We start from the raw sequence: 23,811 nt of genomic DNA on the forward strand, positions 1-23,811 counted from the left end.
CGATCTTGTGCTTTCTTTTTTTAGGAAAAAGGAGCGAACCTGATGAATTTTACTGTAAAAGAAGCCGCTGCCGTATTTGGTCAGCAAATCGAAAATGAAACACCACTTGCCTCTGTGGAATTCGACAGCCGTCTGATCAAAGAAAACAGTCTTTTTGTTCCCTTAGCGGGGACCCGTGACGGCCATGAATTTGCCCAACAAGCCAAAGACAATGGTGCGATCGCCACACTGTGGAGCCACCCTACGATCGAACCGCCGCAAGACATCCTTGTGATTCCTGTCACGGATACCGTCAAAGCCTTTCAACAATTGGCACGAGCGTATAAAGAAAAGCTTGCACCGAAAATCATCGGTATTACTGGAAGTAACGGGAAAACGACCACCAAAGATATGGTGGAAGCGGTCATGGCCCAAAAGTACCAGACCTATAAAACCCAAGGCAACCACAACAATGAACTAGGCGTGCCTTTGACTATCTTGCATGCGCCAGAAGATACCCAAGTGTTGATTTTAGAAATGGGAATGGATCATGCAGGTGAAATCGAAGTCCTTTCGCGCTTAGCAGAACCTGACGCTGCCGCTATCACGTTGATTGGCGAAGCCCACATTGAAAACTTAGGGTCCAGAGAAGGGATCGCCAAAGCGAAAATGGAGATCACCGCAGGATTGAAAAAAGACGGCTTCTTTATGATGCCAGCTGATGAACCATTGTTAGAGCCCTTTGTTCCCAATTTAACGCAGTCCATTGAAACTTTTGGCTTAACTGAGGGAGATCTACAAGGAGACATCGTGGAGGAATCGCAAGATCAAACGATTTTTACGGTTGCAGGTACCACCTTTACCTTACCGGTCTTAGGCGGCTATAATGTCAAAAATGCCTTGATCGCGATTGGGTTAGGACGTCATTTTGGTGTAGCAGATGAAGCGATCAAGGAAGGCTTGGCGCATTTTCAATTGACGAAAAATCGTACCCAATGGGTGACTGCTGGTAATGGGGCAGCGATTTTGAGTGATATTTACAATGCCAATCCGACGGCCATGGGTCTTGTATTGGATAGCTTCCGCAAACTGCCCTTAGCAGGACGACGGATCGCCGTATTGGCAGATATGCTTGAATTAGGACCAGATTCTGCACAAATGCATGAGCAGATGGCCGCACACTTGGATGACTCGTTCCTGCTAGTTTTCCTTTATGGCAAAGAAATGCAGGCATTGCAAAAACGACTAGCGAACACTGCCCTTGCTGACAAGGTGCGCTATTTTGCGATCGATGAAAAACCACAGCTGATCGCCTCCTTAATAGAAACTTTAGAACCTTCCGATAGCCTAGTGATCAAAGGCAGCAATGGCATGGGCCTGAGTGAAGTCGTTGATGCACTAAAAGGAATGTAAAAGGGAGTTGAAATCTTGCTGAAACTTTCAAAGCGTGTTATACTTATCTAACGCCGAAAGATGAAGCACAGAATGATTACTGTAAAAAACATTGACGTTTTGAGATAAAATGATGGCTGAGACAAACAACACTTGTTTTAGCCTTTTATAATGCCTTCGTGAAGCGGTTTTTCGGTACCGAGAGAAAGATAAGAGTAAATGGGACTACTCTTGTGTTTCTGAAGAACTAACCTACGCTTCGATGATAGAAAAACAGGCATCGAAAAGATGACCAGCCTAGGAGGATCCATTTGAAATTTAAAGATCTAGAATTATCCAACGAATTATTGACTTCTGTTGAGCGTGCCGGCTTTGAAGAAGCAACACCCATCCAAGAAGCAACGATTCCATTAGCCTTAGCAGGCAAAGACGTGATCGGTCAAGCACAGACCGGTACTGGTAAAACCGCCGCATTTGGTTTGCCAATGTTAGAAAAAATTGACCCAACGAACCATCAACTACAAGGATTAGTGATTGCCCCAACCCGTGAATTAGCGATCCAAACCCAAGAAGAATTGTACCGTCTTGGTAAAGACAAAAAAATTCGTGTACAAGCAGTTTACGGTGGAGCCGATATCGGCCGTCAAATCCGTCAACTAAAAGATCGTCCCCACATCGTAGTTGGTACACCAGGTCGTATGTTAGACCATATCAACCGCCACACCTTGAAATTAGGCACCGTTGAAACGCTTGTATTAGATGAAGCGGATGAAATGTTGAACATGGGCTTCTTGGAAGATATTGAAAAAATCATCAGCCAAGTACCAGATGTTCGTCAAACATTGCTATTTTCAGCAACAATGCCGCCAGCAATCAAAAACATCGGCGTGAAATTCATGAAAGAGCCTGAACATGTACAGATCAAAGCTAAAGAAATGACTGCTGATTTGATCGATCAATACTATGTTCGTTCAAAAGACTACGAAAAATTTGATATCATGACTCGCTTATTGGATGTGCAAACGCCAGAATTGACCATCGTTTTCGGTCGTACGAAACGTCGTGTCGATGAATTGGCGCGCGGCTTAGAAGCCCGCGGCTATAAAGCAGAAGGCATTCATGGAGACCTTTCTCAACAAAAACGAATGAGCGTTTTGCGTTCATTCAAGAGTGGTCAACTAGATATCTTAGTTGCCACAGACGTTGCAGCTCGTGGATTAGATATCTCTGGTGTTACACACGTTTACAACTACGATATCCCTCAAGACCCTGAAAGCTATGTTCACCGGATCGGACGTACTGGCCGTGCTGGAAAAGGCGGAATGTCTGTGACTTTCGTTACACCAAACGAAATGAGCTATCTGCACGTCATTGAAAACTTAACGAAAAAACGGATGACACCAATGCGCCCACCGACCGAAAAAGAAGCGTTCAAAGGTCAATTAGGTGCCGCAATCGAATCTGTTGAAACCAAATTGGATGAAAATGGCTTAGATAAATACTTGCAAGCAGCCGACGATCTATTAGAACGTTATTCTGCACAAGATTTAGCAGCATTGCTTCTAAAAACTATGGCAAAAGATCCTGCTGATTTAGCACCAGTGAAGATCACACCAGAGCGTCCATTGCCTCAAGGGAAAAAATCATTCAACAAAAATGGTCGTCGCAGCAACAATAGCAACGGCAATCGTAACCGCAAAGAAAACGGTGGGAACCGTGGCGGCGGCAACGGCAATAAAGCCCGCGGCAACTATTCAAAAGATGGTGCCCGTAAAAACAATCGCCGCAGCAACGACAAAAAACGCGGTTTCGTAATCAGAAACAACCAAGACTAATTAAGTTTGTGGACCTTGTAAGGAAACTTGCAAGGTCTTTTTTATATAAAAAACAAATACGAACGATTAAAAATCTTAATCTCCGTATAAACTCGTCAGATTTGAATGGTAATTCGCCATTTTTTTGGTAGAATGGTAACTAGCTGAACAAGGGGTATTTCCAATTTGGAAAACCCTATCTTAGGTGAAGGTAGAGAAAAGAATGATCAAAGGAATCGGGATCGATGCAGTCGAGCTGCCTCGAATGAAAGAATTAATTGAAAAAAAACCTCAGTTTATAACGCGTATTTTAACAGAGAAGGAAGCAAAATTATTTGCACGCTTGCCGCTGAAACGTCAGGTAGAGTTCCTTGGCGGGCGCTATGCCTGCAAAGAAGCGTTCTCGAAAGCTTGGGGGACAGGGATCGGCAAAGTTTCTTTTCATGATATTGAAGTCTTGACCAATGAATTCGGTGCCCCGATCGTTACTAAAGCACCGCATCCTTTAGAAAAAACGTTTGTCAGTATCACCCATACAAATGATACTGCTTTTGCACAAATTATTTTAGAAGTACTAGATAGTGAATAAACCAAGTTGAAGTAGTCTGTCAGTCAAGAAGACTTTGATACTTCATGGACGAACAGCCGACTACATAAAACCAACTTAATTTGTTCGTCTGATCAAGCACTAGTAGAAAGAAGGAACTGGAAATGGTGGTTGCTTACCATAGACCAACGAAAGCGATAATTGATACAACTGCGATTACCGAAAATATCAAACATGAGATTGCTCACTTACCAAGCGAGACATTTCTTTTTGCGGTGGTCAAAGCGAATGGTTACGGACACGGAGCGGTTCAAACCGCTCTTGCAGCCAAAGAAGGCGGCGCAGATGGTTTTTGCGTTGCGACGATCGATGAAGCGATCGAATTGAGAGAAGCAAGGATCACTGACCCGATTTTGATCTTAGGTGTCGTGAACGTGTGTGATATTGCCTTGCTGACGACCTATGATTTGTCATTTCCAGTCGCTTCGATGGACTGGCTGCTAGAAGCAGGCGCTTATTTAGAGGAGAACCCTCTAAATAAGCCGCTTAAAGTGCATATTAAGGTGGATACTGGTATGGGGAGAATCGGCTTTTTGACTGTCGAAGAAGTGCGCCAAGCCGTTCTTTGGTTAGAAGATCACCCCTCTTTTGAGTGGGAAGGGATCTTTACCCATTTCTCCACAGCGGATCAAGCAGACACGAGCTATTGGGAAACCCAGCATCAACGTTTTAAAGAAGTCTTAACTGTTTTGCCCTATTTGCCGACATATATACATACAGGCAATAGCGCAACCTCTTTATGGCACAAAGAAGCAGTAGGAAATATGGTCCGTTTTGGAATCGCAATGTATGGGTTGAACCCATCAGGTCATGCGCTGAGCGAACCATTTTCCTTAAAACCTGCGCTTTCGCTCGTTTCTGAACTGATACAAGTGAAATTACTTGAAAAAGGAGCGGGGATTGGCTATGGTGAAACATATATCACTCCACGTCAGGAATGGATCGGCACCGTGCCTATCGGTTATGCTGACGGCTGGTTACGAAAAATGCAAGGCTTCTCGATCTTAGTAGAAGGCGAGCGTTGTGAGATCGTCGGTCGAGTGTGTATGGATCAATTGATGATTCGTTTGCCGCGGGCATTTGCTGTCGGTACACCAGTCACCTTGATCGGTGAGAATCATGGGGAACAAATTACGATGCAGGATGTTGCAGACCAGTTAGAAACGATTCACTATGAAGTAGCGTGTACCCTTTCAGCAAGGGTTCCGCGAGAATATAAAAGTTAGGGTGGTCCTATGGTAAAAAGGGGAGATATTTATTTTGCCGATCTTTCACCAGTGGTTGGATCGGAGCAAGGCGGGATACGTCCAGTCTTGATCATTCAAAATGACTTAGGGAATCACTTCAGTCCCACTGTGATCATTGCGGCGATCACGGCAAAAATGGCGAAGCCGAAATTACCAACGCATATTGGGATTTCCGCTTCCTGCACAGGGATTGGCAAAGACTCCGTCATTTTGATGGAACAGATTCGCACGATCGACAAAAGCCGTTTGAAAGAAAAGGTTTGTCACTTAGACGATAAAGTGATGTGTGAAGTCGATGCTGCCTTGATGATCAGTATTGGTGTTGAGCCGACTTTTGCCACATCAACGATCGAGGTGTAAATCTGTCAATGGGGTATGTAGTATTAATAGCAGTTGTCATTTTATTGAGTTTCTTTACGTATAAACATATTCGCCGTTTTCTTTCAGAAACAAAAAAGCGCAACGAAACCATGGAACAAGGATATTATCTTGTGAGTCATACATATGAAGAAAAGCGGGAACAGACACATTATTACGGCGTTTTTCAGCAGGGAGACAAAGAGCTGATACTAGAAATGTCGCTACAACTTTATTTGCAACTGCAGCCGCCGCAACGGGGCATGTTGACCGCCAAAGAAGGCAGAGTGCTTTCTTTTGAAATGTGATCATGTAATGAAAGTAACGCGCACGAGGAAACAGCCCCCTCATGAAAACAAGCAGGAAAGAGCCGCTTTGTTTCGTACATCGGAGCAGGTTCTGTCACTGCTTGTTTTTTTCATGCAGGTCTTTGTGAGAGGTTTCCTATGGACAAAGATTCAATGAATGGAAGAAAGAGCATCTTCAAAAAAGAGGAATACCACAAAAGCGTGGGGCTAGAATGCTTTGAAGATCAGCCAATGTACGGTTGCTTTTCACAAAGAATTCAGTTATAGTATGTAGCGACTAGTTTGAAAAGAGGGAAAAAAGTGAACCCATCGATTTATGGACTTACCAAATCAGATCTATCTTTGTGGATAACTGAACAAAAAGAAAAGAAATTCCGTGCCAACCAAGTGTGGGAGTGGCTCTATGAAAAACGAGTAACCAGCTTTGAAGAAATGACCAACCTACCGAAACCTTTGATTGAGAAACTGTCGGCAGCCTTTGTGATCAATCCCCTGAAACAGATGGTGGTACAAGAAGCCAGTGACGGAACCGTCAAGTATTTATTCCAATTGCCAGACAATCACATGATTGAAACGGTCTTGATGCGTCAAGAATATGGCATGTCCGTTTGTGTGACGACCCAAGTCGGCTGCAACATCGGCTGTACGTTTTGTGCCAGTGGGTTATTAAAGAAGCAACGAGACTTAACGGCAGGCGAGATCGTGGCTCAAATCATGTTAGTACAACACTATTTTGATGAACGCAATGAGGGGGAACGAGTCTCTCACGTGGTGGTCATGGGGATCGGCGAACCCTTTGATAACTATGACAATGTGATGCATTTCTTACAGATCATCAATGACCCGAAAGGCTTAGCGATCGGCGCGCGGCATATTACTGTGTCAACCAGCGGCTTAGCGCATAAAATTAGAGAGTTTGCGGAGAACGGCTTGCAAGTGAACCTAGCGATTTCGCTGCATGCCCCAAATAACGAAGTCAGAACCTCCATGATGCGGATCAATCGGAGTTTCCCGATTGAAAAGCTGATGGCAGCGGTCGACTATTATTTAGAAAAAACCAATCGTCGTATCACATTTGAGTACATCATGCTGGATCATGTCAATGACCGGCCAGAACATGCCCGTCAGTTGGCAGCTTTATTGAAGGATAAAAAGAAATTGTCATACGTCAACTTGATCCCATATAACCCAGTAAGTGAGCATGACCAATACGCTCGAAGTAAAAAAGCTGATGTGTTAGCCTTTTATGACATTTTAAAGAAAAACGGTATCAATTGCGTGATTCGTAAAGAACACGGGACAGATATCGACGCAGCTTGCGGACAGCTGCGAAGCAAACAAATGAAAAAAGAAGCCTCCGCTTCTTAAACATAAAAAGCAAAAGAAGGACTGCACAAGCGCAGTTCTTCTTTTTGTTATTTACTATCTAAGTAATTAAAAAACGCATTAAAGAAAGCGTATTCCTCGAAAGAAAATTCAAAAAACATTGTTTTACAAGAAAAAAATAGATTATACTAAAAGCTGGTATCCATTAAAAATAACTTATCGTGAAAGGATGATTTGATGGAATGGATTAAATTAATTGGTATCCTAGTTATTTTAGTCGGCTTTTTGCTGAAGCTAGATACTATTGCTGTCGTAATCGTTGCTGGTTTTGTCACCGCGCTTGTGTCGGGGATTTCTGTTGTTGATTTTTTAACAATGTTAGGAGAAGCGTTTGTCAATAATCGACTCGTTACACTGTTCTTACTGACACTACCGATGGTCGGCTTGTCAGAACGTTTTGGCTTGAAGCAGCAGGCAGTCATATTGATTGAAAAGATCAAAGGCTTAACACCAGGGAAGTTCTTGAGCTTGTACTTGTTTATTCGAGAACTTGCTGGCTTTTTCTCTATTCGGATCCAAGGACATACACAATTTATCCGCCCGATCGTTAACCCGATGGCGCAAGCTGCTGGGGAAAACAAATTTGGGGAACTGGATGAAAAAGATCAGGAAAAAATCAAAGCTCGGGCTGCCGCTAACGAAAACTTCGGGAATTTCTTTGCCCAAAATACCTTTGTGGCTGCTTCTGGTGTGCTATTGATCGTAGGAACATTGCAATCTCTTGGCTACGATGTGGCAGCTAGTTCGATCGCGCAAGCCTCATTGCCGATCGCATTGATCGTCTTAGTCATTGCTACGTTGTCGAACTTGCTCTTTGATCGTAAATTAGCAAAAAAATATGGCAAGAAGGAGGACAAATAGATGGAAGGAATCGTTAACGGATTACTGGAATTCTTTTATATCTTGATCGGATTGCTGTCGATCATGACGGCTGTACGGGTTTTTCGCGAAGCGGATCATCCCACCCGATTAGGCACCTCTGCTTTTTGGTTACTGCTAGGGATCGTCTTTGCTTTCGGGAATTTCTTGCCGTATCTTGTGGACGGGATTTTGATCGTTTTGATGGGCTGTTTGACTTTCTTCAAACAAGTGCAGATTGGTAAAATCGTGGACGTGGATGATGAAAAAGCAGAAGCATCGGCTAAACGGATCGGTAGTACGATCTTCGTGCCATGTATCAGCTTAGCATTGATCGCTGTGGTGATTTCTTATACACCATTAGGAGGCCAAGTTGGAATCGGGATCGCATCGATCTTAGCGCTCTTGTTGGCAGTCGTGTTGACTTCCGCTAAACCGAAAACAGTGCTGGACGATTCCGACCGGATGCTTCGTCAAGTCGGAACTGCCGGTATCTTGCCGCAGTTATTAGCAGCACTAGGTGTCATTTTTAACGCTGCTGGTGTCGGTGATGTGATTTCTCAAGGAATCTCTGGTGTCGTGCCAGAAGGCAATCGTTTTATCGGTGTCGTGGCTTACTGTTTAGGAATGATGATCTTTACTATGATCATGGGAAATGGCTTTGCGGCATTTACCGTTATTACCGCAGGCATCGGTGTACCTTTTGTGATGGCGCAAGGCGGCGACCCAGTCGTTGCTGGTGCGTTGGCAATGACCGCTGGTTTTTGTGGCACATTGCTGACTCCGATGGCAGCCAATTTCAACGCATTGCCAGTGGCCTTGTTAGAGATGAAAGACCCCAATGGCGTCATTAAAGCACAAGCCCCAATTGCATTCTTGTTGTTAGTGATCCACATCGCTTTAATGTACTTTTGGGCATTTTAGTGGTAAAACAAAGAGGGAAGGATGATGGAAATGAAATTATTAATTACTGGATTTGATCCATTTGGCGGAGAAGCAATCAATCCTGCCTTAGAAGCAGTGAAATTGTTGCCAGATACAATTCATGGTGCACAGATCGTGAAAGCAGAGATCCCCACTGTATTTGGGAAATCAGCAGCGATCGTCGCAGAGAAAATTGAAGAGATCCACCCAGATGTCGTTTTAAACATTGGCCAAGCGGGTGGACGGTTTGCCATCTCACCAGAACGAGTGGCGATCAATGTGGATGATGCCCGGATTCCTGATAACGAAGGCAATCAACCCGTCGATGAAGCGATCCAAACAGAAGGGAAGCCTGCTTACTTCACACAACTGCCGATCAAAGCAATGGTAGAAAACATGAAAAAAGCAGGAATACCGGCAGCCGTTTCTAATACTGCTGGAACCTTCGTCTGCAACCACATCATGTATCAAGTACAATACATGATCGATACAAAATACCCTGAAATGAAGGGTGGTTTTATCCACGTGCCGTTTATTCCTCAGCAAGTCGTCGATAAAGCAGGACAGCCTGCAATGAGCATCGAAGACATCGCCAAAGGATTGACTGCAGCGGTGGAAGCCATCGTTGATTATGCCGACAAAGAAGATCTAAAAGCAATTGGCGGCGCGATCCATTAATCATTGAAGGACATCCTTTCGGGGATGAAACAAATGTCTTTAAGGCGAGAAGACCTGATCAGCAAGCATGCAATCAGGTCTTTTTTTGGTCTGTTCTGAAAAAATCATTGGCGATTTCTGTATGTTTACCCTTCTATCAGACATTTCTCATTTTGACGGATCAAATGAAAAAGAAAGACGGAAAATGAATGTAAGTTACATTTAACCATGTTTTTTTATTATTTTTTTTGCTTTATTTCTTATAAATAAAGAAAGGGAAAATAGCATTTAACGAATGTTTGATGAGAGTAAGGTAAGTAAATACCAAGAAAACTTTCTGTCAGAGGTGTTTTTTATCGAAAAAAGGATTGCTTTTTTAATAATTATTAATTAAAATCTTATCTAACTTCAGAAATCGCATGATTATTCTGAAAATTAATTCAAATAAGGGGTAGGACAGGATGAAGAATAAATGGGCCTATGGTTTAGTGGCTGTATGTGGCGTGGCGTTAGCCGGTTGTACAACGGGCGGAACAAATAGTTCAAGCAATGACACAGCAGCAAGCGGCGACAGCAGTGCAGAACAAGTGTTTAACGTAGTGGTTTCACAAGAAATGCCAAGTGCGGATCTCTCATTAGCAACCGATACGATCAGCTTCAGTGCATTGAACAATGTATATGAAGGACTTTATCGTTTGGATGCTGACAGTACACCACAACCTGCTGGTGCAGCTGAAGCAGCTGAAGTTAGCGAGGATGGACTGACTTACAAGATCAAATTACGTGAAGATGCGAAATGGTCAAATGGTGACCCTGTTACAGCAGCAGATTACGTCTATGGTTGGCAACGGACAGTCAAACCTGAAACAGCATCAGAATACGCGTATCTATTTTCACCAGTTAAGAACGCAGATGCCATCACAGCAGGCGATACGGATCCATCAGAGCTAGGCATCAAAGCAGTGGGGGATTATGAATTAGAAATCACCCTAGCAAAAGCAACACCTTACTTTGATTACTTATTAGCATTCCCATCCTTCTTCCCACAAAATCAAAAAGTGGTAGAAGAAAATGGCGATCAATATGCGTCAACTAGCGACAATGCTGTCTATAATGGACCGTTTGTCTTGACTGGGTTTGATGGACCAGGAACGGATACGGAATGGGCTTATGAAAAGAACGACCAATATTGGGACAAAGATACTGTTAAATTACAAACGATCAACGTAAGCGTCGTGAAGGAATCCTCAACTGCCTTGAACCTTTTCCAAGATGGACAAGCAGATGATGTCATCCTAACAGGTGAATTAGCGCAACAAATGGCTAACGATGAAGCCTTCGTTTCTCAACCAGAAGCAACGACTTCTTACCTAGAATTGAACCAACGTGATGAAGATTCACCTTTCCGTAACGAAAACTTACGTAAAGCGATCTCTTATGCGATCGATCGTGATGCCTTAGTGACATCGATCTTAGGGGATGGTTCGATTGCTTCAACTGGGTTGGTACCAGAAGGTATGACCTTCAGCCCTGGCGATCATACGGACTTCACGGAAGCAGCTGGCAGTGTCATTGAATACAATGAAGAGCAAGCCAAAGAACATTGGGAAAAAGCCAAAGAAGAATTAGGGATCGATTCATTAGAATTTGATATCTTAGCTTCTGATACAGACTCAACGAAGAAAATCATTGAGTACTTGCAAGATACGATCGAAAAAACATTGGACGGTGTGAAAGTCACGTTAAGTCCAGTACCATTCTCTGTTCGTTTGGATCGTTCAAACGCTGGTGATTTTGATACAGTAATGGGCGGTTGGGGTGCTGACTATGCCGATGCAAGTAGCTTTACTGACTTGTTTACGACAGGCAACTCATACAACCGTGGACAATGGAGCAACAAAGAATACGATGCAGCCGTTGAAGCAGCGGGTACAACCAATGCCAATGACCCTGACAAACGTTGGGAAGACCTAGTCAATGCAGAAAAAATCATTATGAATGAACAAGGTGTCATTCCAGTTTATCAAAAAGCGGAAGCACACTTACGTGCAACAAAAGTCAAAGGTGTTGTTGCTCACGCAGCGGGCGCACAATACGACTACAAGTGGACATCAATCGAATAATCACGAGTAGTTGACTTGAAATGCCGAAGAAAAGGCTGGGACAATTTCTTGTCTCAGCCTTTTCTTCTCATTTCAATGAGTAAAACTATAAGAATGAAATTAACTAGTAGCAATCATTAAAAAGAGCAATGAAAGGAATAACAAGAAGACACCAGGCCATAACCAAAAGGCGTAGCTCTGTTTGCCGACTTGGGATAATTTCAGATAATCTGTTTTATTTTTGGAAAAAGCTTTCTTCATGGAGTATTGAAAATGGTCAAAGAAACCAGAAGCAAATACCCATAAAAAACCGCCAATGATCAAAAAGAACAGCGCCCACAAGAAAAGGGCATCTGAAAGAGCTGCTATGGAAAATTCATTTTTTATGGCTAACCATCCGCCAGAAATTGCGAGGCATAGGAGGGGTATGAGCCCACTACTTTTTTTTATTTTCATGATCTGACTCCTTTTTAATGATTCGTACTATGTTAATTTACATAATTATTGAATAGAAGTCAAAATACTTAAGGGGGAAACTGCGTGAACAGCTTTTTGAAATATTTATTGAAACGAGTGTTCTACATGGTCTTAACATTATGGCTGATTGCCACGATCACCTTTTTCTTGATGCAATTTTTGCCAGGAACACCATATACGAATGCTGAAAAATTAAGTCCAGAACAAATTGCCTTGCTAAATGAGCAAGCAGGATTGGACAAACCGATCATTACCCAATATTGGCTTTATTTGACCAATTTACTAAAAGGTGACTTTGGGATCTCTTTCCAATTTAAAAACCAGCCAGTAGCGAATTTATTATCAGGAAGAATCGGACCTTCACTGCAACTAGGGCTACAAGCGATCATCTTTGGTACGTTCTTTGGGATCATTTTAGGAACGATCTCTGCGATGAAACAAAATACTTGGATCGATACAACGTCTACCTTAGTGGCGATCTTAGGACGTTCGATCCCTAACTTTGTCTTTGCCGTGTTGCTGCAATACATTTTTGCCATCAAACTAGGGATCTTACCGATTGCTAAGTGGGAGACTTTTGCCAGCACGATCCTACCGACCGTCGCCTTGGCGATGTCTCCATTAGCGGATTCCGCCAGGTTTATTCGAACCGAGATGGTGGAAGTGCTGCATAGTGATTATGTCGAGTTGGCACGAGCAAAAGGGTTAAGCCGCTGGGAAATTGCCTTCAAGCATGGTTTGCGGAATAGTTTGATTCCGTTATTGACGCTGTTAGGACCGCTAGCTGTCGGTTTGATGACGGGTTCTCTTGTCGTAGAAAATATTTTTGCGATCCCAGGTATCGGTGAACAGTTCGTAAAATCAATCATGACCAATGACTATCCAACGATCATGGCGGTAACAATTCTTTATTCCGCGATGTTGGTCTTTGTTATTCTTGTTGTTGATATTTTATATGGAATCGTTGATCCGCGGATCCGAGTTTCAGAAGGGAGTCGTGGCTAATGGCAGAGAAATCTTACACAGCAAATGATGTTGCTGCCATCGATGCAGCCAAATTTCAACCGTTACAAAAAAATACCAATGAAGAGCGTGAAGCGATCGCAACCCCTTCATTAACGTTTTTCCAAGATTCATGGCGTCGTCTGAAAAAGAACAAAGCCGCGGTCTTCTCAATCATTTTGTTGCTGATCATTATCGCGATCTCAATCATTACGATTTTTGTCTCGCCGCATGATCCAACCGCGCAAAATGTAACCTTTACAAATCTGCCGCCGAAAATTCCTGGTATCAACATCAATGGCTTAAACGGCTATGCGATGGTGGGAGGCGAGCTAGTAGATAAGTATGCAGCTGCCAATGTTCCTGACGGGACGTATTTCCTTTTAGGAACGGATGGCTTGGGTCGTGACCTATTGAGTCGTCTATTCGTAGGGACACGTATTTCCTTGTTGATCGCGTTTATCGCGGCAATGCTTGACATCATCTTTGGTGTAACCTATGGCCTGATCTCTGGTCTTTTAGGTGGACGGATCGATAATGTGATGCAACGTTTTCTAGAAATCTTATCTGGTATTCCCAACTTGGTGGTAATGATCTTGATGTTGGTGGTTTTTGAACCTGGGATCTTCTCGATCGTGGCAGCAATGGCGATCACTAACTGGATTCCAATGGCGCGGATCGTACGGGCCCAAACGATGAAACTAAAAGATCAAGAATTCGTTTTAGCCGCAACGACGCTGGGGGAAAGTCGCCTCAAGATTGCGATGAAACACGTATTACCGAATATTTCCAGCGTGATCATCGTACAAATGATGTTCAGTATTCCCTCGGCGATTTTCTTCGAGGCCTTCCTAAGCTTTATTGGGCTAGGATTAAAACCACCTTCAGCATCTTTAGGGATGTTACTAAGCGATGGCTACAAAACCTTCTTGTTCCTGCCTTACCAAATGTGGGTACCAGCTGTGACCTTGTCTGTGATTATGATTGGGTTCAACTTGCTGGCAGACGGTTTGCGTGATGCCTTTGATCCGAAAATGAAAGAGTGATTGCTATGAAAAAAGTCTTAGAAGTGAAAAACTTAGAAATTTCTTTTGACACCTTTGCTGGGAAAGTCCAAGCGATCCGCGATGTCAGTTTCGATCTATACAAAGGAGAAACCTTGGCGATCGTGGGCGAATCTGGGAGCGGCAAGTCCGTGACGACCCGCAGTATCATGGGGTTGTTAGCCAGCAATGCCAATGTCGATAATGGCCAGATCCTCTTCAATGGGACGGACATTTTGAAAAAATCCGAAAAAGAACTGCAAAAAATCCGTGGCAAGGAAATCGCCATGATTTTCCAAGATCCAATGACTTCATTGGACCCAACGATGCCGATTGGCAAGCAAGTGGCAGAATCATTGATGAAGCACAACAAAATCAGTAAAAAAGAAGGCTTGCGACAAGCGTTGGAACTATTGAACCTTGTCGGCATCCCGAATGCTGAGAAACGCTTGAAAAATTATCCGCATCAATTTTCTGGTGGTCAGCGGCAGCGGATCGTCATTGCGATCGCGTTGATCTGTTACCCGCAGATCTTGATTGCAGATGAACCAACGACTGCATTGGATGTAACGATCCAAGCACAAATCTTAGAGTTATTAAAAGATATCCAGAAGAAAATCAATTCGTCCATCGTCTTCATTACCCATGACTTAGGGGTCGTTGCCAATGTGGCGGATCGGGTGGCCGTGATGTACGGTGGGAAAATCGTCGAAGTGGGGACCGCAGAAGAGATCTTCTACAACCCGCAACATCCATACACTTGGGGCTTGTTAGGTTCGATGCCGACGTTAGAAGGAACAGGCGATCGCTTGTACGCGATTCCTGGTTCACCTCCAGATTTGTTAGATCCGCCAACAGGCGATGCTTTTTATCCACGGAACGAGTTTGCCTTGCAGATCGATGCTGAACAGCAACCGCCATTCTTTGACGTCTCACCGACGCACAAAGCGGCCACTTGGCTATTAGCGCCGCAAGCACCGAAAGTGACTCCGCCGGATGAGATCTTGATTCGCTGGAAAAAATTCCAAGAAAAAAATACTCAGGCATCTGTCTAAAGGAGGAGAAACGGTTGGAAAAAGTTTTACTTGAAGTAAAGAATCTCAAACAATATTTTAACGTTGGCCGCAAAGACGAAGTCAAAGCCGTCGATGATATCTCCTTCCAAATCTATGAAGGAGAAACCTTTGGTCTAGTCGGTGAATCCGGAAGCGGAAAATCGACGACTGGACGGACGGTGATTCGTTTGAATAACCCTACCGGAGGCGAAGTTCTTTTTGATGGACAAGATGTTATGAAAATCAAAGGCAAGAAACCGCTGGCTGATTTTCGTCGAGAAGTTCAAATGGTCTTCCAAGATCCTTATGCTTCCTTGAATCCACGGATGAAAGTTCGGGACATTATTGCCGAAGGGATCGATATTAACGGACTAGCCAAAAATGAAAAAGAACGTAATGATCGGGTGGATGAACTTTTGCGAACCGTCGGACTAAACCCAAGTCACGGGACCCGTTATCCTCATGAATTTTCAGGTGGACAACGTCAGCGGATCGGGATCGCCCGCGCGTTAGCCGTCGATCCAAAATTCATCATCTGTGATGAACCGATCTCGGCATTGGATGTTTCGATCCAAGCCCAAGTCGTCAACTTGCTGCAAGATCTGCAAGAAGAACATAAATTGACGTACTTGTTTATCGCCCATGATTTATCGATGGTCAAACACATCAGCGATCGGATCGGCGTGATGCACAACGGCAAACTGCTAGAAGTAGGCACCAGCGATGAAATCTATCATTACGGGGTCCATCCGTATACTGAAAGTCTTTTATCAGCGATTCCGCTGCCAGATCCTGACCATGAGCGTCAACGCAAACGGATCAAATACGTCAGCGAACCAAACGATAACCAAGAACGAGCAATGGAAGAGATCGCACCAGGACATTTCGTTTATGCCACGAAAAAAGAAGCCAAGATCTATCAAGAAAAGTTAGCACAAAAAAAGGGGAACTAGCGTCAAAGGTATAGGGAGTGTTAGGAGGAGATGAAACTGGGTGTTTTAAAAGCATACAAATTTCGGATCTATCCTAATGGACAGCAAAAACAGTTTTTCATCGAAACCTTCGGCTGTGTACGTTTTACGTACAATCAACTGCTGGAGGCAAAGATGGAGGAGCTGGCCAACAATGAAGCAAAGCAAGGGTTGACGCCAGCCAAACTAAAAAAAGAGTATCCTTTTTTGAAGGAGACCGATAGTTTGGCATTGGCGAATGCACAACGGAATCTGGACCGAGCGTTTCGAAATTACTTTCAAAAGCGGGCTGGCTTTCCAAAAATGAAAACCAAAAAAAGTATCTGGCAATCGTATACCACCAATAATCAGCAGCACACCATTTATTTTGAAGACGATCAAATCAAGCTGCCAAAGCTTAAAACATTGGTTCCCGTAAAAAAGCATCGGGCGATCAAAGGCAAGATCAAATCGGCAACGATCTCAGCAAAAAACAACGAAGAGTTTTACATCTCGATCCTTTGTTTGGAAGAGATCCCGCCATTGCCGAAGCAGCAAGCCTCTGTCGCTGTTGTTTATGATCCGCAGCAGTTGGTCAAAGCCAACCAGCCGATACCCATCACCTGTGAGCATGCCATCCAAACGAAGCAAAAGCTGACGCGAGCAGAACGCAAACTTCAGGTGAAAGCGACGGCGGTCAAACGGAAGAAAATCCTTTTGACCCAGGCGCGAAATTATCAGAAGCTAAAAGGAAAGGTCGCTCGCCTTTATCGTTTTCACTGCTGTCAAAAGCGGGAATTCATCGATCAAGTCAGCTACCATCTCGTAAAACAGTACGATACGATCTATTTGGAACAAATCGCAGAAGATACGGTTTTAAAAGCTGGTCATTACAGCATCAGTGATTGGCATCAATTCGTTCGTAAAATCCAGTACAAAGCGCAGTGGTACGGCAAAGAACTGCGTTTTGTTACGTTGGATACGCAGGACCAACAGAAGCTAGAACGGCTCTCAGGCGAAATGAGCAGCTGAGCCGCTTGAACTGGAAGGAACGCCAGGGATCGCCTAGGGTATAGAAAAAATCTTTCTGATTTTTGTTTCTAGGAACCACGTTCACTAATTATGATTAACCAGCAACCCCCTGCCAAACTACGGTTTGACAGGGGGTTGTATTTTTTTACATTTTGTCACCTAAAAATGCGTCATTTAAGCGATAGATCTTTGAGGGACGCCCGATGCCGACGGGCTTTTCGCCAACTTCCGTAAAATATTGGAGCATGGATTTTTTGAAGTTGGAATGATCGATCATTTTAAAATCGATCCCTAAAAACTTGGCGAATACTTTACGGGCTTCCGTGATCGTAAAGTCTTTGCCTAACACGAGTAGCACTTGTGGCTCGTGTTCCATCTTGTTGGCAACCCGTTTGAAAGCTTTGAGGATGATCGCGCTGTGGTCAAAAGCCAATGTATCTTTTCCAACAGAGGCGCCAGTCACTAGGTCAAGAATGATCTCGATCTCGCCGCTGGTCAAATAAATTTGATTGGCTTTTCTTTCTAAAGAGAACCAGCGTACTTGGTTCGCATCGTCACCGGCACTTAAGGGTTCTTCACCGATAAAAGCCAAATAGCTGACGGTGATCACCCAACCGCGAGGATCGCGATCTGGGGTGCTGAAGGTATGCAGCTGTTCGATGTTTTGCTTGGAGATGGTGACCCCGATCTCTTCTTGCGTCTCACGGATCACACTTTGCCCCGTCGATTCATTAGGATTGACGAAGCCTCCCGGCAATGCCCAAGAATTACGGAAAGGGTGGCCTTTTCTTTGGATCAGCGCAATTTTTAATTGTTCTTCTTCTTTGTTGTAACACATCAAAACCATATCGACGGTTACGGAAGGTTTCTCGTATTTCGGCTGATCTTGCGCCTGATACCATGTAAGAAACTCTGCTTCTGACGCTTCTTTTTCATAGTAGTGTTTTTCAGCTGATTTTGAGGTAAATTCTTTCATTGGTTTCTCCTGCCTTAGATAAAGTAAGTAGCTGAACGCGACGGTTTTCCTTAACGGAAAAAAAAAGGAACGATCAAATTAAGGAAAAATAATGCGAGATAAAGCCAAGAAGACGGCGGGTGTTCTTTGAGTGCTGAATAGCCCCAAAGAGCGATCCAGAGCAAAAAAAGCACACGGAGGACTGCCATCGCTGTTGCAAAGAGCGCAGCATAATCATGGCTATTGAAGTACGCAAACAAAAAGGGGTAACTTGTGGTTGAAAAAAGCAAGTGTCCCACAGAAAGTACAGTTAAAAGCAAAAAATGCTGTTTGTTTTTTCGAGTCATAGCGTTCCTTTCTATAAGTGAAGTCTTCCTCATTATAGCAAAAGAAGCACCTGTTAATCAAAGAGAGATAAAACACCTTTATTTCCTAAGAGATTCGTTGTCAGGATCAGATTCTTCCCCTAGAACATTGAAGTGAACGGCTATCTGCGCTATGATAACTAGTAGAAAAGAAATGCTCAAATCTGCTGGTTTATTTGCTGCGTGTTAAGGACCAAAACGATTCCTTTGTTCCTTGTAGACCATGGAAAAAGGTCTTAGTTTATGCGCTTTTTTGATTAAAATTATAGCATTTTTGGGTTGCGAACTGTATACTACCTAAGTATACACTTTACTAGTGAAAAGGAGGACTTGCGTCCATGGCTGAAAAAGAAACATTCTATATTACGACGCCAATTTATTATCCAAGCGGCAAGCTGCATATCGGGAATTCTTACACGACGATCGCTTGTGATGCGGTAGCACGATACAAACGATTGATGGGCTTTGATGTCTTTTATTTGACGGGTGTCGATGAGCACGGTCAAAAAATCGAGAAAAAAGCAGAAGAACTTGGCGTAGATCCGCAAGAATACGTCGACAAAATGGCAGCTGACGTCAAGAAACTATGGAACACACTAGACATCAGTTACGATAAATTTATCCGCACAACGGATGATTACCATAAAAAAGCTGTTCAAAAAATCTTCCAGCAATTGCTTGATCAAGGAGATATCTATCTTGGTGAATATGAAGGGTGGTATTCCGTTTCTGATGAAGAATACTTTACTGAAACGCAATTAGCAGAAGTTTACCGAGATGAAGAAGGCAAAGTCATCGGCGGTAAAGCGCCAAGCGGTCATGAGGTAGAATTGGTGAAGGAATCTTCTTATTTCTTCCGCATGAGCAAATATGCCGATCGTTTGGTTGAATACTATGATGAGCACCCCGAGTTCATTCAACCAGAATCACGTAAAAATGAAATGCTGAATAATTTCATCAAACCAGGGTTAGAAGACCTGGCTGTTTCCAGAACGACCTTTAAATGGGGCATTCCAGTCACTGCTAGCCCTGAACACGTGGTGTATGTGTGGATCGATGCGTTATCCAACTATATTACGGCATTGGGCTATGGCTCAGACGACGATTCCTTGTTCCAAAAATATTGGCCAGCTGACGTGCATATGGTTGGGAAAGAAATCGTGCGTTTCCATACGATCTATTGGCCAATCATGCTGATGGCATTAGACTTGCCATTGCCGAAAAAAATCTTTGGTCATGGCTGGTTGATGATGAAAGACGGCAAGATGTCGAAATCTAAAGGCAATGTCGTTTATCCAGAAATGTTAGTGGAGCGCTACAGTTTAGATGCGTTGCGTTATTACCTCTTACGGGCGGTTCCTTTTGGTAGCGATGGTGTATTTACACCAGAAGATTTCGTTTCTCGTTTGAACTACGATCTAGCCAATGACTTAGGCAACCTGTTGAATCGGACGATCGCTATGATCAATAAATATTGTGATGGCTTAGTCCCAGATTATGCCTCAAAAGTGACGCCTTTTGATAGCGAGCTGTCAACGACTGCGGCCAATGTGGTTGGTCGTTACCATGAAGCCATGGATAAAATGGAATTCAGTACGGCATTGTCAGAAGTTTGGACATTGATCTCCCGTGCCAACAAATACATTGACGAAACTCAACCATGGGTATTAGCCAAAGAAGAAGAAAAGCGTGCTGAATTAAACAGTGTAATGGTTCATTTAGCGGAAAGCTTACGCATCGTTGCGATCTTATTGCAACCGGTGATGACAGAAACACCAGCCAATATTTTCCAACAATTAGGATTGGCTTCTGTTGCCATGGATCTGAAAGATTTACGCTTTGGTGAATTTCCAAGCGGTACGAAAGTCGTTGCCAAAGGCACACCGATTTTCCCTCGTTTGGAACTTGAAACAGAAGTAGCCTACATCCAAAAGAAAATGGCTGAAGGGACGCAAAGTCCAGAAGAAACAGTCAAATGGAATCCAGAAGAAACCACATTGCAATCCGAAAAAGCCGAGATCAAATACGAAGACTTCGACAAGATCGAATTAAAAGTGGCAGAAGTCGTTGACTGTCAAAAAGTCAAAGGCGCCGACAAGTTGCTGCAATTCCGCTTAGCTGCGGGAGATGATCAAGATCGTCAAATTTTATCGGGGATCGCTGAATTTTATCCAGAACCGCAAGATTTGATCGGTAAAAAAGTCGTGATCGTTGCTAACTTGAAACCGCGGAAAATGCGGGGACAATTCAGCCAAGGAATTATCCTTTCAGCAGAAGACAATGACGGTCGTCTGCAAATCGTGGAAGCACCAAAAGGCATGCCAAACGGTTCGATCATCGCCTGATTCTTAGGAGAAATCCTTCTGCTAGTTTCAGCAAAATTAAAATTGCCAGACCTGAAAAGTTTTTGTATAATGTAGGTTATTGACATGAACATGAGGGAGTAATTGGCGGATTTTATCTGCGGCAGTATCACCATCCTGAAAGAAATTTCTGGTGCTGCCTTAAACAGTGAGACTTATGTATGCTTAGACAGTGCATACATAAGTCTATTTTTTTTCATATCATGTACAATAAAGGAAGAGTAAATATAAAAGGAGGAGAAACATGTCAGAAGAAAACAAAAAGGAACAGCTATCGCAGGCGTTTTATGCGCAAGAAGCGCAGCATGTTCTGGAAGAAATGCAAACAGATGCCAATGGATTAACGAACGATGAAGCACAAAAACGCTTATCTGAGTACGGTCCCAACGAATTAGAAGAAGGCAAAAAGAAATCGATGGTACAAAAATTCTTTGAACAATTCAAAGATTTAATGATCATTGTTTTGCTAGCGGCGGCGATTATCTCAGCAGTCGTTTCCCATGAAGTCGTGGACTCAATTATTATTTTAGCAGTTGTCATTATCAACGCGATCATGGGTGTCGTTCAAGAGGCGAAGGCGGAGCAGGCGATCGAAGCACTAAGAGAAATGTCTACACCAAATGCCAATGTGTTGCGTAATGGTCATACCGTCACCATCAAGAGCGATGAATTGGTGCCGGGGGATATTGTCCTATTAGAAGCTGGCGATGTCGTACCGGCAGATTTACGCCTTTTAGAAGCAAGTTCTTTAAAAATTGAAGAAGCTGCTTTGACCGGTGAGTCCGTACCAGTCGAAAAAGAATTGACCGTCATCAAAGGGACGGATGTCGGTATCGGCGATCGCGTCAATATGGCATATTCAAACAGTAATGTGACCTATGGCCGCGGCAAAGGGGTCGTGGTCAATACAGGGATGGGAACTGAAGTTGGGAAAATCGCTGGCATGCTGGCTAGCGCCCAAGAAACCGAAACACCATTGAAGCGTAACTTAAATGAACTAGGAAAATTCCTGACGATCGCCATCATTATCATTGCAGTGATCATGTTCTTTGTTGGAACGATCTTTAACAATACGTCATGGGTCGACATGCTATTGACTTCGATCTCATTAGCAGTAGCGGCGATCCCAGAAGGGCTGCCAGCGATCGTAACGATCATCTTAGCCTTAGGTACGCAAGTAATGGCGAAACGAAATGCAGTGATCCGTAAATTGCCAGCGGTTGAAACCCTTGGGGCAACCGATATTATCGCTTCTGATAAAACTGGTACGTTGACGTTGAATCAAATGACCGTGGAAAAATTGTATGTCAATGACAACCAACATGCTGCTTCAGAAGATATTCCGTTAGACAACATGGCATTAAAAGTCATGAACTTTGCCAATGATACAAAATTTGGTGAAGAAGGCAACTTGATCGGTGATCCGACTGAGACCGCATTGGTGCAATTCGGGATGGATCAAGGATTCCATGTGCGAGATCTTGTCAATCAAGAACCACGGGTAGCAGATCTGCCATTTGATTCTGACCGAAAACTTATGAGTACGATCCACCAACAAGAAGACGGCCGCTATTTAGTTGCTGTCAAAGGCGCACCAGATGTCTTGCTAGGCAGAACCTCAAAAGTACTATTGGACGGCCAAGAGCTGCCGATGACCAATGAAGAAAAAGAAAAAATCTTATTCAACAATACCGATATGGCAAAACAAGCACTGCGGGTATTGGGGATGGCCTACAAATATGTAGACCAAGTACCAGAAAACTTAGAATCAGAAATCGTCGAAAATGATTTGGTCTTTGCTGGCTTAGTCGGAATGATCGACCCAGAACGGGCAGAAGCAGCCGATGCGGTACGTTTAGCCAAAGAAGCTGGGATTCGTCCAATCATGATCACCGGAGACCACCGCGATACAGCTGAAGCCATTGCGGGACGTTTAGGGATCATCAAACCGGGCGATGATGATGCCGTCTTGACTGGCGCTGAACTCAATAAAATGAGCGAAGAAGAGTTTGCCCAAAAGGTAGCGAACTACTCAGTCTATGCACGGGTATCACCTGAACATAAAGTTCGGATCGTCAAAGCTTGGCAACAAGAAGGCAAAGTCGTTGCCATGACTGGTGACGGGGTCAACGATGCACCATCACTGAAGCAAGCCGATATTGGTGTCGGCATGGGGATCACAGGTACCGAAGTTTCTAAAGGTGCTTCCGATATGGTCCTAGCAGATGACAACTTTGCTACGATCGTCGTAGCAGTGGAAGAAGGACGAAAAGTCTTCTCCAATATTCAAAAAGCGATTCAATACTTGCTAGCCGCTAACCTAGGGGAAGTTTTGACCTTGTTCTTAGCAACCTTGTGGGGTTGGGACTCGCTATTGCCGATCCACTTGCTTTGGATCAACCTAGTAACGGATACATTCCCAGCAATTGCTTTAGGAATGGAGCCTGCTGAAAAAGATCTAATGAAACATGCACCGCGGGGACGCAGTTCCAACTTCTTCTCTGGTGGTGTGATGAGCAGTATCATCTACCAAGGGATCTTAGAAGCGGCAACCGTGCTGTTCGTTTATTGGTCAGCGATCCAATGGCCCGTTCACAATACGTACGATGCGATCCATGCCGATGCCTTAACGATGGCCTTTGCCACGTTAGGATTGATGCAGTTGTTCCATGCCTTCAACGTCAAATCGATCCATCAGTCGCTCTTTAAAGTAGGGGCATTTAGAAACAAAGCCTTCAACTGGGCGATCCTATTGTCCTTTGCGTTGATGCTGGTGATCTTCATCGTGCCAGGATTAAATGATATCTTCCGTGTTGCACACCTTGACTTGTATCAATGGGGCATCGTTTTAGGCGCCTCCTTTGCGATCATTCCAGTCGTTGAGATCGTCAAAGCGATCCAACGAGCAATGGGACGCAAATAAGCCAAAAATAAACGG

The 23,811-nt window shown here is 43.8% G+C and carries 21 protein-coding genes; 18 read left to right on the plus strand and 3 right to left on the minus strand.

The annotated features are described in order from the left end of the window. Positions 1 to 42: 42 nt before the first annotated feature. The 11 genes from ACI3E5_RS02835 to ACI3E5_RS02885 all read left to right on the plus strand — a co-directional run bounded on the left by ACI3E5_RS02835 (position 43) and on the right by ACI3E5_RS02885 (position 11,652). Positions 43 to 1,392, plus strand: a complete 1,350-nt coding sequence (locus ACI3E5_RS02835) for a UDP-N-acetylmuramoyl-tripeptide--D-alanyl-D-alanine ligase (RefSeq protein ID WP_498820757.1) — start codon at positions 43 to 45, stop codon at positions 1,390 to 1,392. Positions 1,393 to 1,682: 290 nt separating this feature from the next. After that, positions 1,683 to 3,206: a degradosome RNA helicase CshA gene (gene cshA / locus ACI3E5_RS02840; protein ID WP_005227956.1), complete on the plus strand. Its 1,524-nt coding sequence runs from the start codon at positions 1,683 to 1,685 to the stop codon at positions 3,204 to 3,206. Between the two features lie 202 nt (positions 3,207 to 3,408). Further along, positions 3,409 to 3,774, plus strand: coding sequence for a holo-ACP synthase (gene acpS / locus ACI3E5_RS02845; RefSeq protein WP_015510424.1), 366 nt, complete (start codon positions 3,409 to 3,411; stop codon positions 3,772 to 3,774). Positions 3,775 to 3,896: 122 nt separating this feature from the next. After that, a complete protein-coding gene (gene alr, locus ACI3E5_RS02850; RefSeq protein ID WP_413132362.1) occupies positions 3,897 to 5,018 on the plus strand; it encodes an alanine racemase in 1,122 nt (373 codons plus the stop codon). Between the two features lie 9 nt (positions 5,019 to 5,027). Next, positions 5,028 to 5,399, plus strand: a complete 372-nt coding sequence (locus tag ACI3E5_RS02855; protein WP_005227961.1) for a type II toxin-antitoxin system PemK/MazF family toxin — start codon at positions 5,028 to 5,030, stop codon at positions 5,397 to 5,399. Positions 5,400 to 5,407: 8 nt separating this feature from the next. Next, the gene (locus ACI3E5_RS02860) at positions 5,408 to 5,704 is read left to right on the plus strand and encodes a hypothetical protein (RefSeq protein WP_005227970.1); all 297 of its coding nucleotides are present in this window, start codon (positions 5,408 to 5,410) and stop codon (positions 5,702 to 5,704) included. A 300-nt stretch (positions 5,705 to 6,004) separates the two neighbouring features. Next, positions 6,005 to 7,072: a dual-specificity RNA methyltransferase RlmN gene (gene rlmN / locus ACI3E5_RS02865; RefSeq protein WP_231435901.1), complete on the plus strand. Its 1,068-nt coding sequence runs from the start codon at positions 6,005 to 6,007 to the stop codon at positions 7,070 to 7,072. A 195-nt stretch (positions 7,073 to 7,267) separates the two neighbouring features. After that, positions 7,268 to 7,951 (plus strand): DUF969 domain-containing protein, encoded by a 684-nt coding sequence (locus tag ACI3E5_RS02870; RefSeq protein ID WP_010749105.1) that lies wholly within the window; start codon positions 7,268 to 7,270, stop codon positions 7,949 to 7,951. Beyond that, positions 7,952 to 8,872: a DUF979 domain-containing protein gene (locus ACI3E5_RS02875; RefSeq protein ID WP_123834489.1), complete on the plus strand. Its 921-nt coding sequence runs from the start codon at positions 7,952 to 7,954 to the stop codon at positions 8,870 to 8,872. 30 nt (positions 8,873 to 8,902) lie between these two features. Next, a complete protein-coding gene (pcp, locus tag ACI3E5_RS02880; protein ID WP_005227979.1) occupies positions 8,903 to 9,550 on the plus strand; it encodes a pyroglutamyl-peptidase I in 648 nt (215 codons plus the stop codon). 440 nt (positions 9,551 to 9,990) lie between these two features. Then, positions 9,991 to 11,652 (plus strand): peptide ABC transporter substrate-binding protein, encoded by a 1,662-nt coding sequence (locus ACI3E5_RS02885; protein WP_271770861.1) that lies wholly within the window; start codon positions 9,991 to 9,993, stop codon positions 11,650 to 11,652. A 99-nt stretch (positions 11,653 to 11,751) separates the two neighbouring features. Here ACI3E5_RS02885 and ACI3E5_RS02890 read toward each other — a convergent pair whose 3' ends face one another. Then, positions 11,752 to 12,087, minus strand: coding sequence for a DUF3899 domain-containing protein (locus tag ACI3E5_RS02890; protein WP_005227990.1), 336 nt, complete (start codon positions 12,085 to 12,087; stop codon positions 11,752 to 11,754). Positions 12,088 to 12,171: 84 nt separating this feature from the next. Here ACI3E5_RS02890 and opp3b point away from each other — a divergent pair, with 84 nt between their 5' ends. From opp3b to ACI3E5_RS02915, 5 genes are read left to right on the plus strand one after another with little or no spacing between them, the layout of a single operon-like run. After that, positions 12,172 to 13,113, plus strand: coding sequence for an oligopeptide ABC transporter permease (opp3b, locus tag ACI3E5_RS02895; protein ID WP_005227991.1), 942 nt, complete (start codon positions 12,172 to 12,174; stop codon positions 13,111 to 13,113). Continuing rightward, positions 13,113 to 14,156: an ABC transporter permease gene (locus ACI3E5_RS02900; RefSeq protein WP_271770863.1), complete on the plus strand. Its 1,044-nt coding sequence runs from the start codon at positions 13,113 to 13,115 to the stop codon at positions 14,154 to 14,156. The genes opp3b and ACI3E5_RS02900 overlap by 1 nt, the downstream gene beginning before the upstream one ends. Further along, positions 14,156 to 15,208, plus strand: a complete 1,053-nt coding sequence (locus ACI3E5_RS02905; protein ID WP_216593164.1) for an ABC transporter ATP-binding protein — start codon at positions 14,156 to 14,158, stop codon at positions 15,206 to 15,208. Before ACI3E5_RS02900 ends, ACI3E5_RS02905 begins: the two co-directional genes overlap by 1 nt. Before the next feature lie 14 nt (positions 15,209 to 15,222). After that, on the plus strand, positions 15,223 to 16,161 hold the full coding sequence (locus ACI3E5_RS02910) for an ABC transporter ATP-binding protein (RefSeq protein WP_005227998.1): 939 nt from the start codon (positions 15,223 to 15,225) through the stop codon (positions 16,159 to 16,161). A gap of 30 nt (positions 16,162 to 16,191) precedes the next feature. After that, entirely contained in the window at positions 16,192 to 17,190 is a 999-nt protein-coding gene (locus ACI3E5_RS02915) for an RNA-guided endonuclease TnpB family protein (protein ID WP_010749109.1), read from the plus strand. Positions 17,191 to 17,335: 145 nt separating this feature from the next. Here the strand turns inward: ACI3E5_RS02915 and ACI3E5_RS02920 are convergent, their stop codons facing one another. Both ACI3E5_RS02920 and ACI3E5_RS02925 read right to left on the minus strand, forming a co-directional pair. Then, the gene (locus ACI3E5_RS02920; protein WP_005228002.1) at positions 17,336 to 18,166 is read right to left on the minus strand and encodes an NUDIX domain-containing protein; all 831 of its coding nucleotides are present in this window, start codon (positions 18,164 to 18,166) and stop codon (positions 17,336 to 17,338) included. 50 nt (positions 18,167 to 18,216) lie between these two features. Beyond that, a complete protein-coding gene (locus ACI3E5_RS02925; RefSeq protein WP_498820758.1) occupies positions 18,217 to 18,492 on the minus strand; it encodes a hypothetical protein in 276 nt (91 codons plus the stop codon). A 356-nt stretch (positions 18,493 to 18,848) separates the two neighbouring features. On the opposite strand from ACI3E5_RS02925, the gene metG reads away from it, so the two are divergent. Continuing rightward, positions 18,849 to 20,855, plus strand: coding sequence for a methionine--tRNA ligase (metG, locus tag ACI3E5_RS02930; protein ID WP_498820759.1), 2,007 nt, complete (start codon positions 18,849 to 18,851; stop codon positions 20,853 to 20,855). 262 nt (positions 20,856 to 21,117) lie between these two features. Beyond that, positions 21,118 to 23,796 (plus strand): cation-translocating P-type ATPase, encoded by a 2,679-nt coding sequence (locus ACI3E5_RS02935; RefSeq protein WP_271770867.1) that lies wholly within the window; start codon positions 21,118 to 21,120, stop codon positions 23,794 to 23,796. Positions 23,797 to 23,811: the final 15 nt, after the last annotated feature.

Origin of the sequence: Candidatus Enterococcus avicola (genome assembly GCF_047470845.1) — a bacterium.
Lineage (GTDB): Bacteria > Bacillota > Bacilli > Lactobacillales > Enterococcaceae > Enterococcus_D > Enterococcus_D casseliflavus.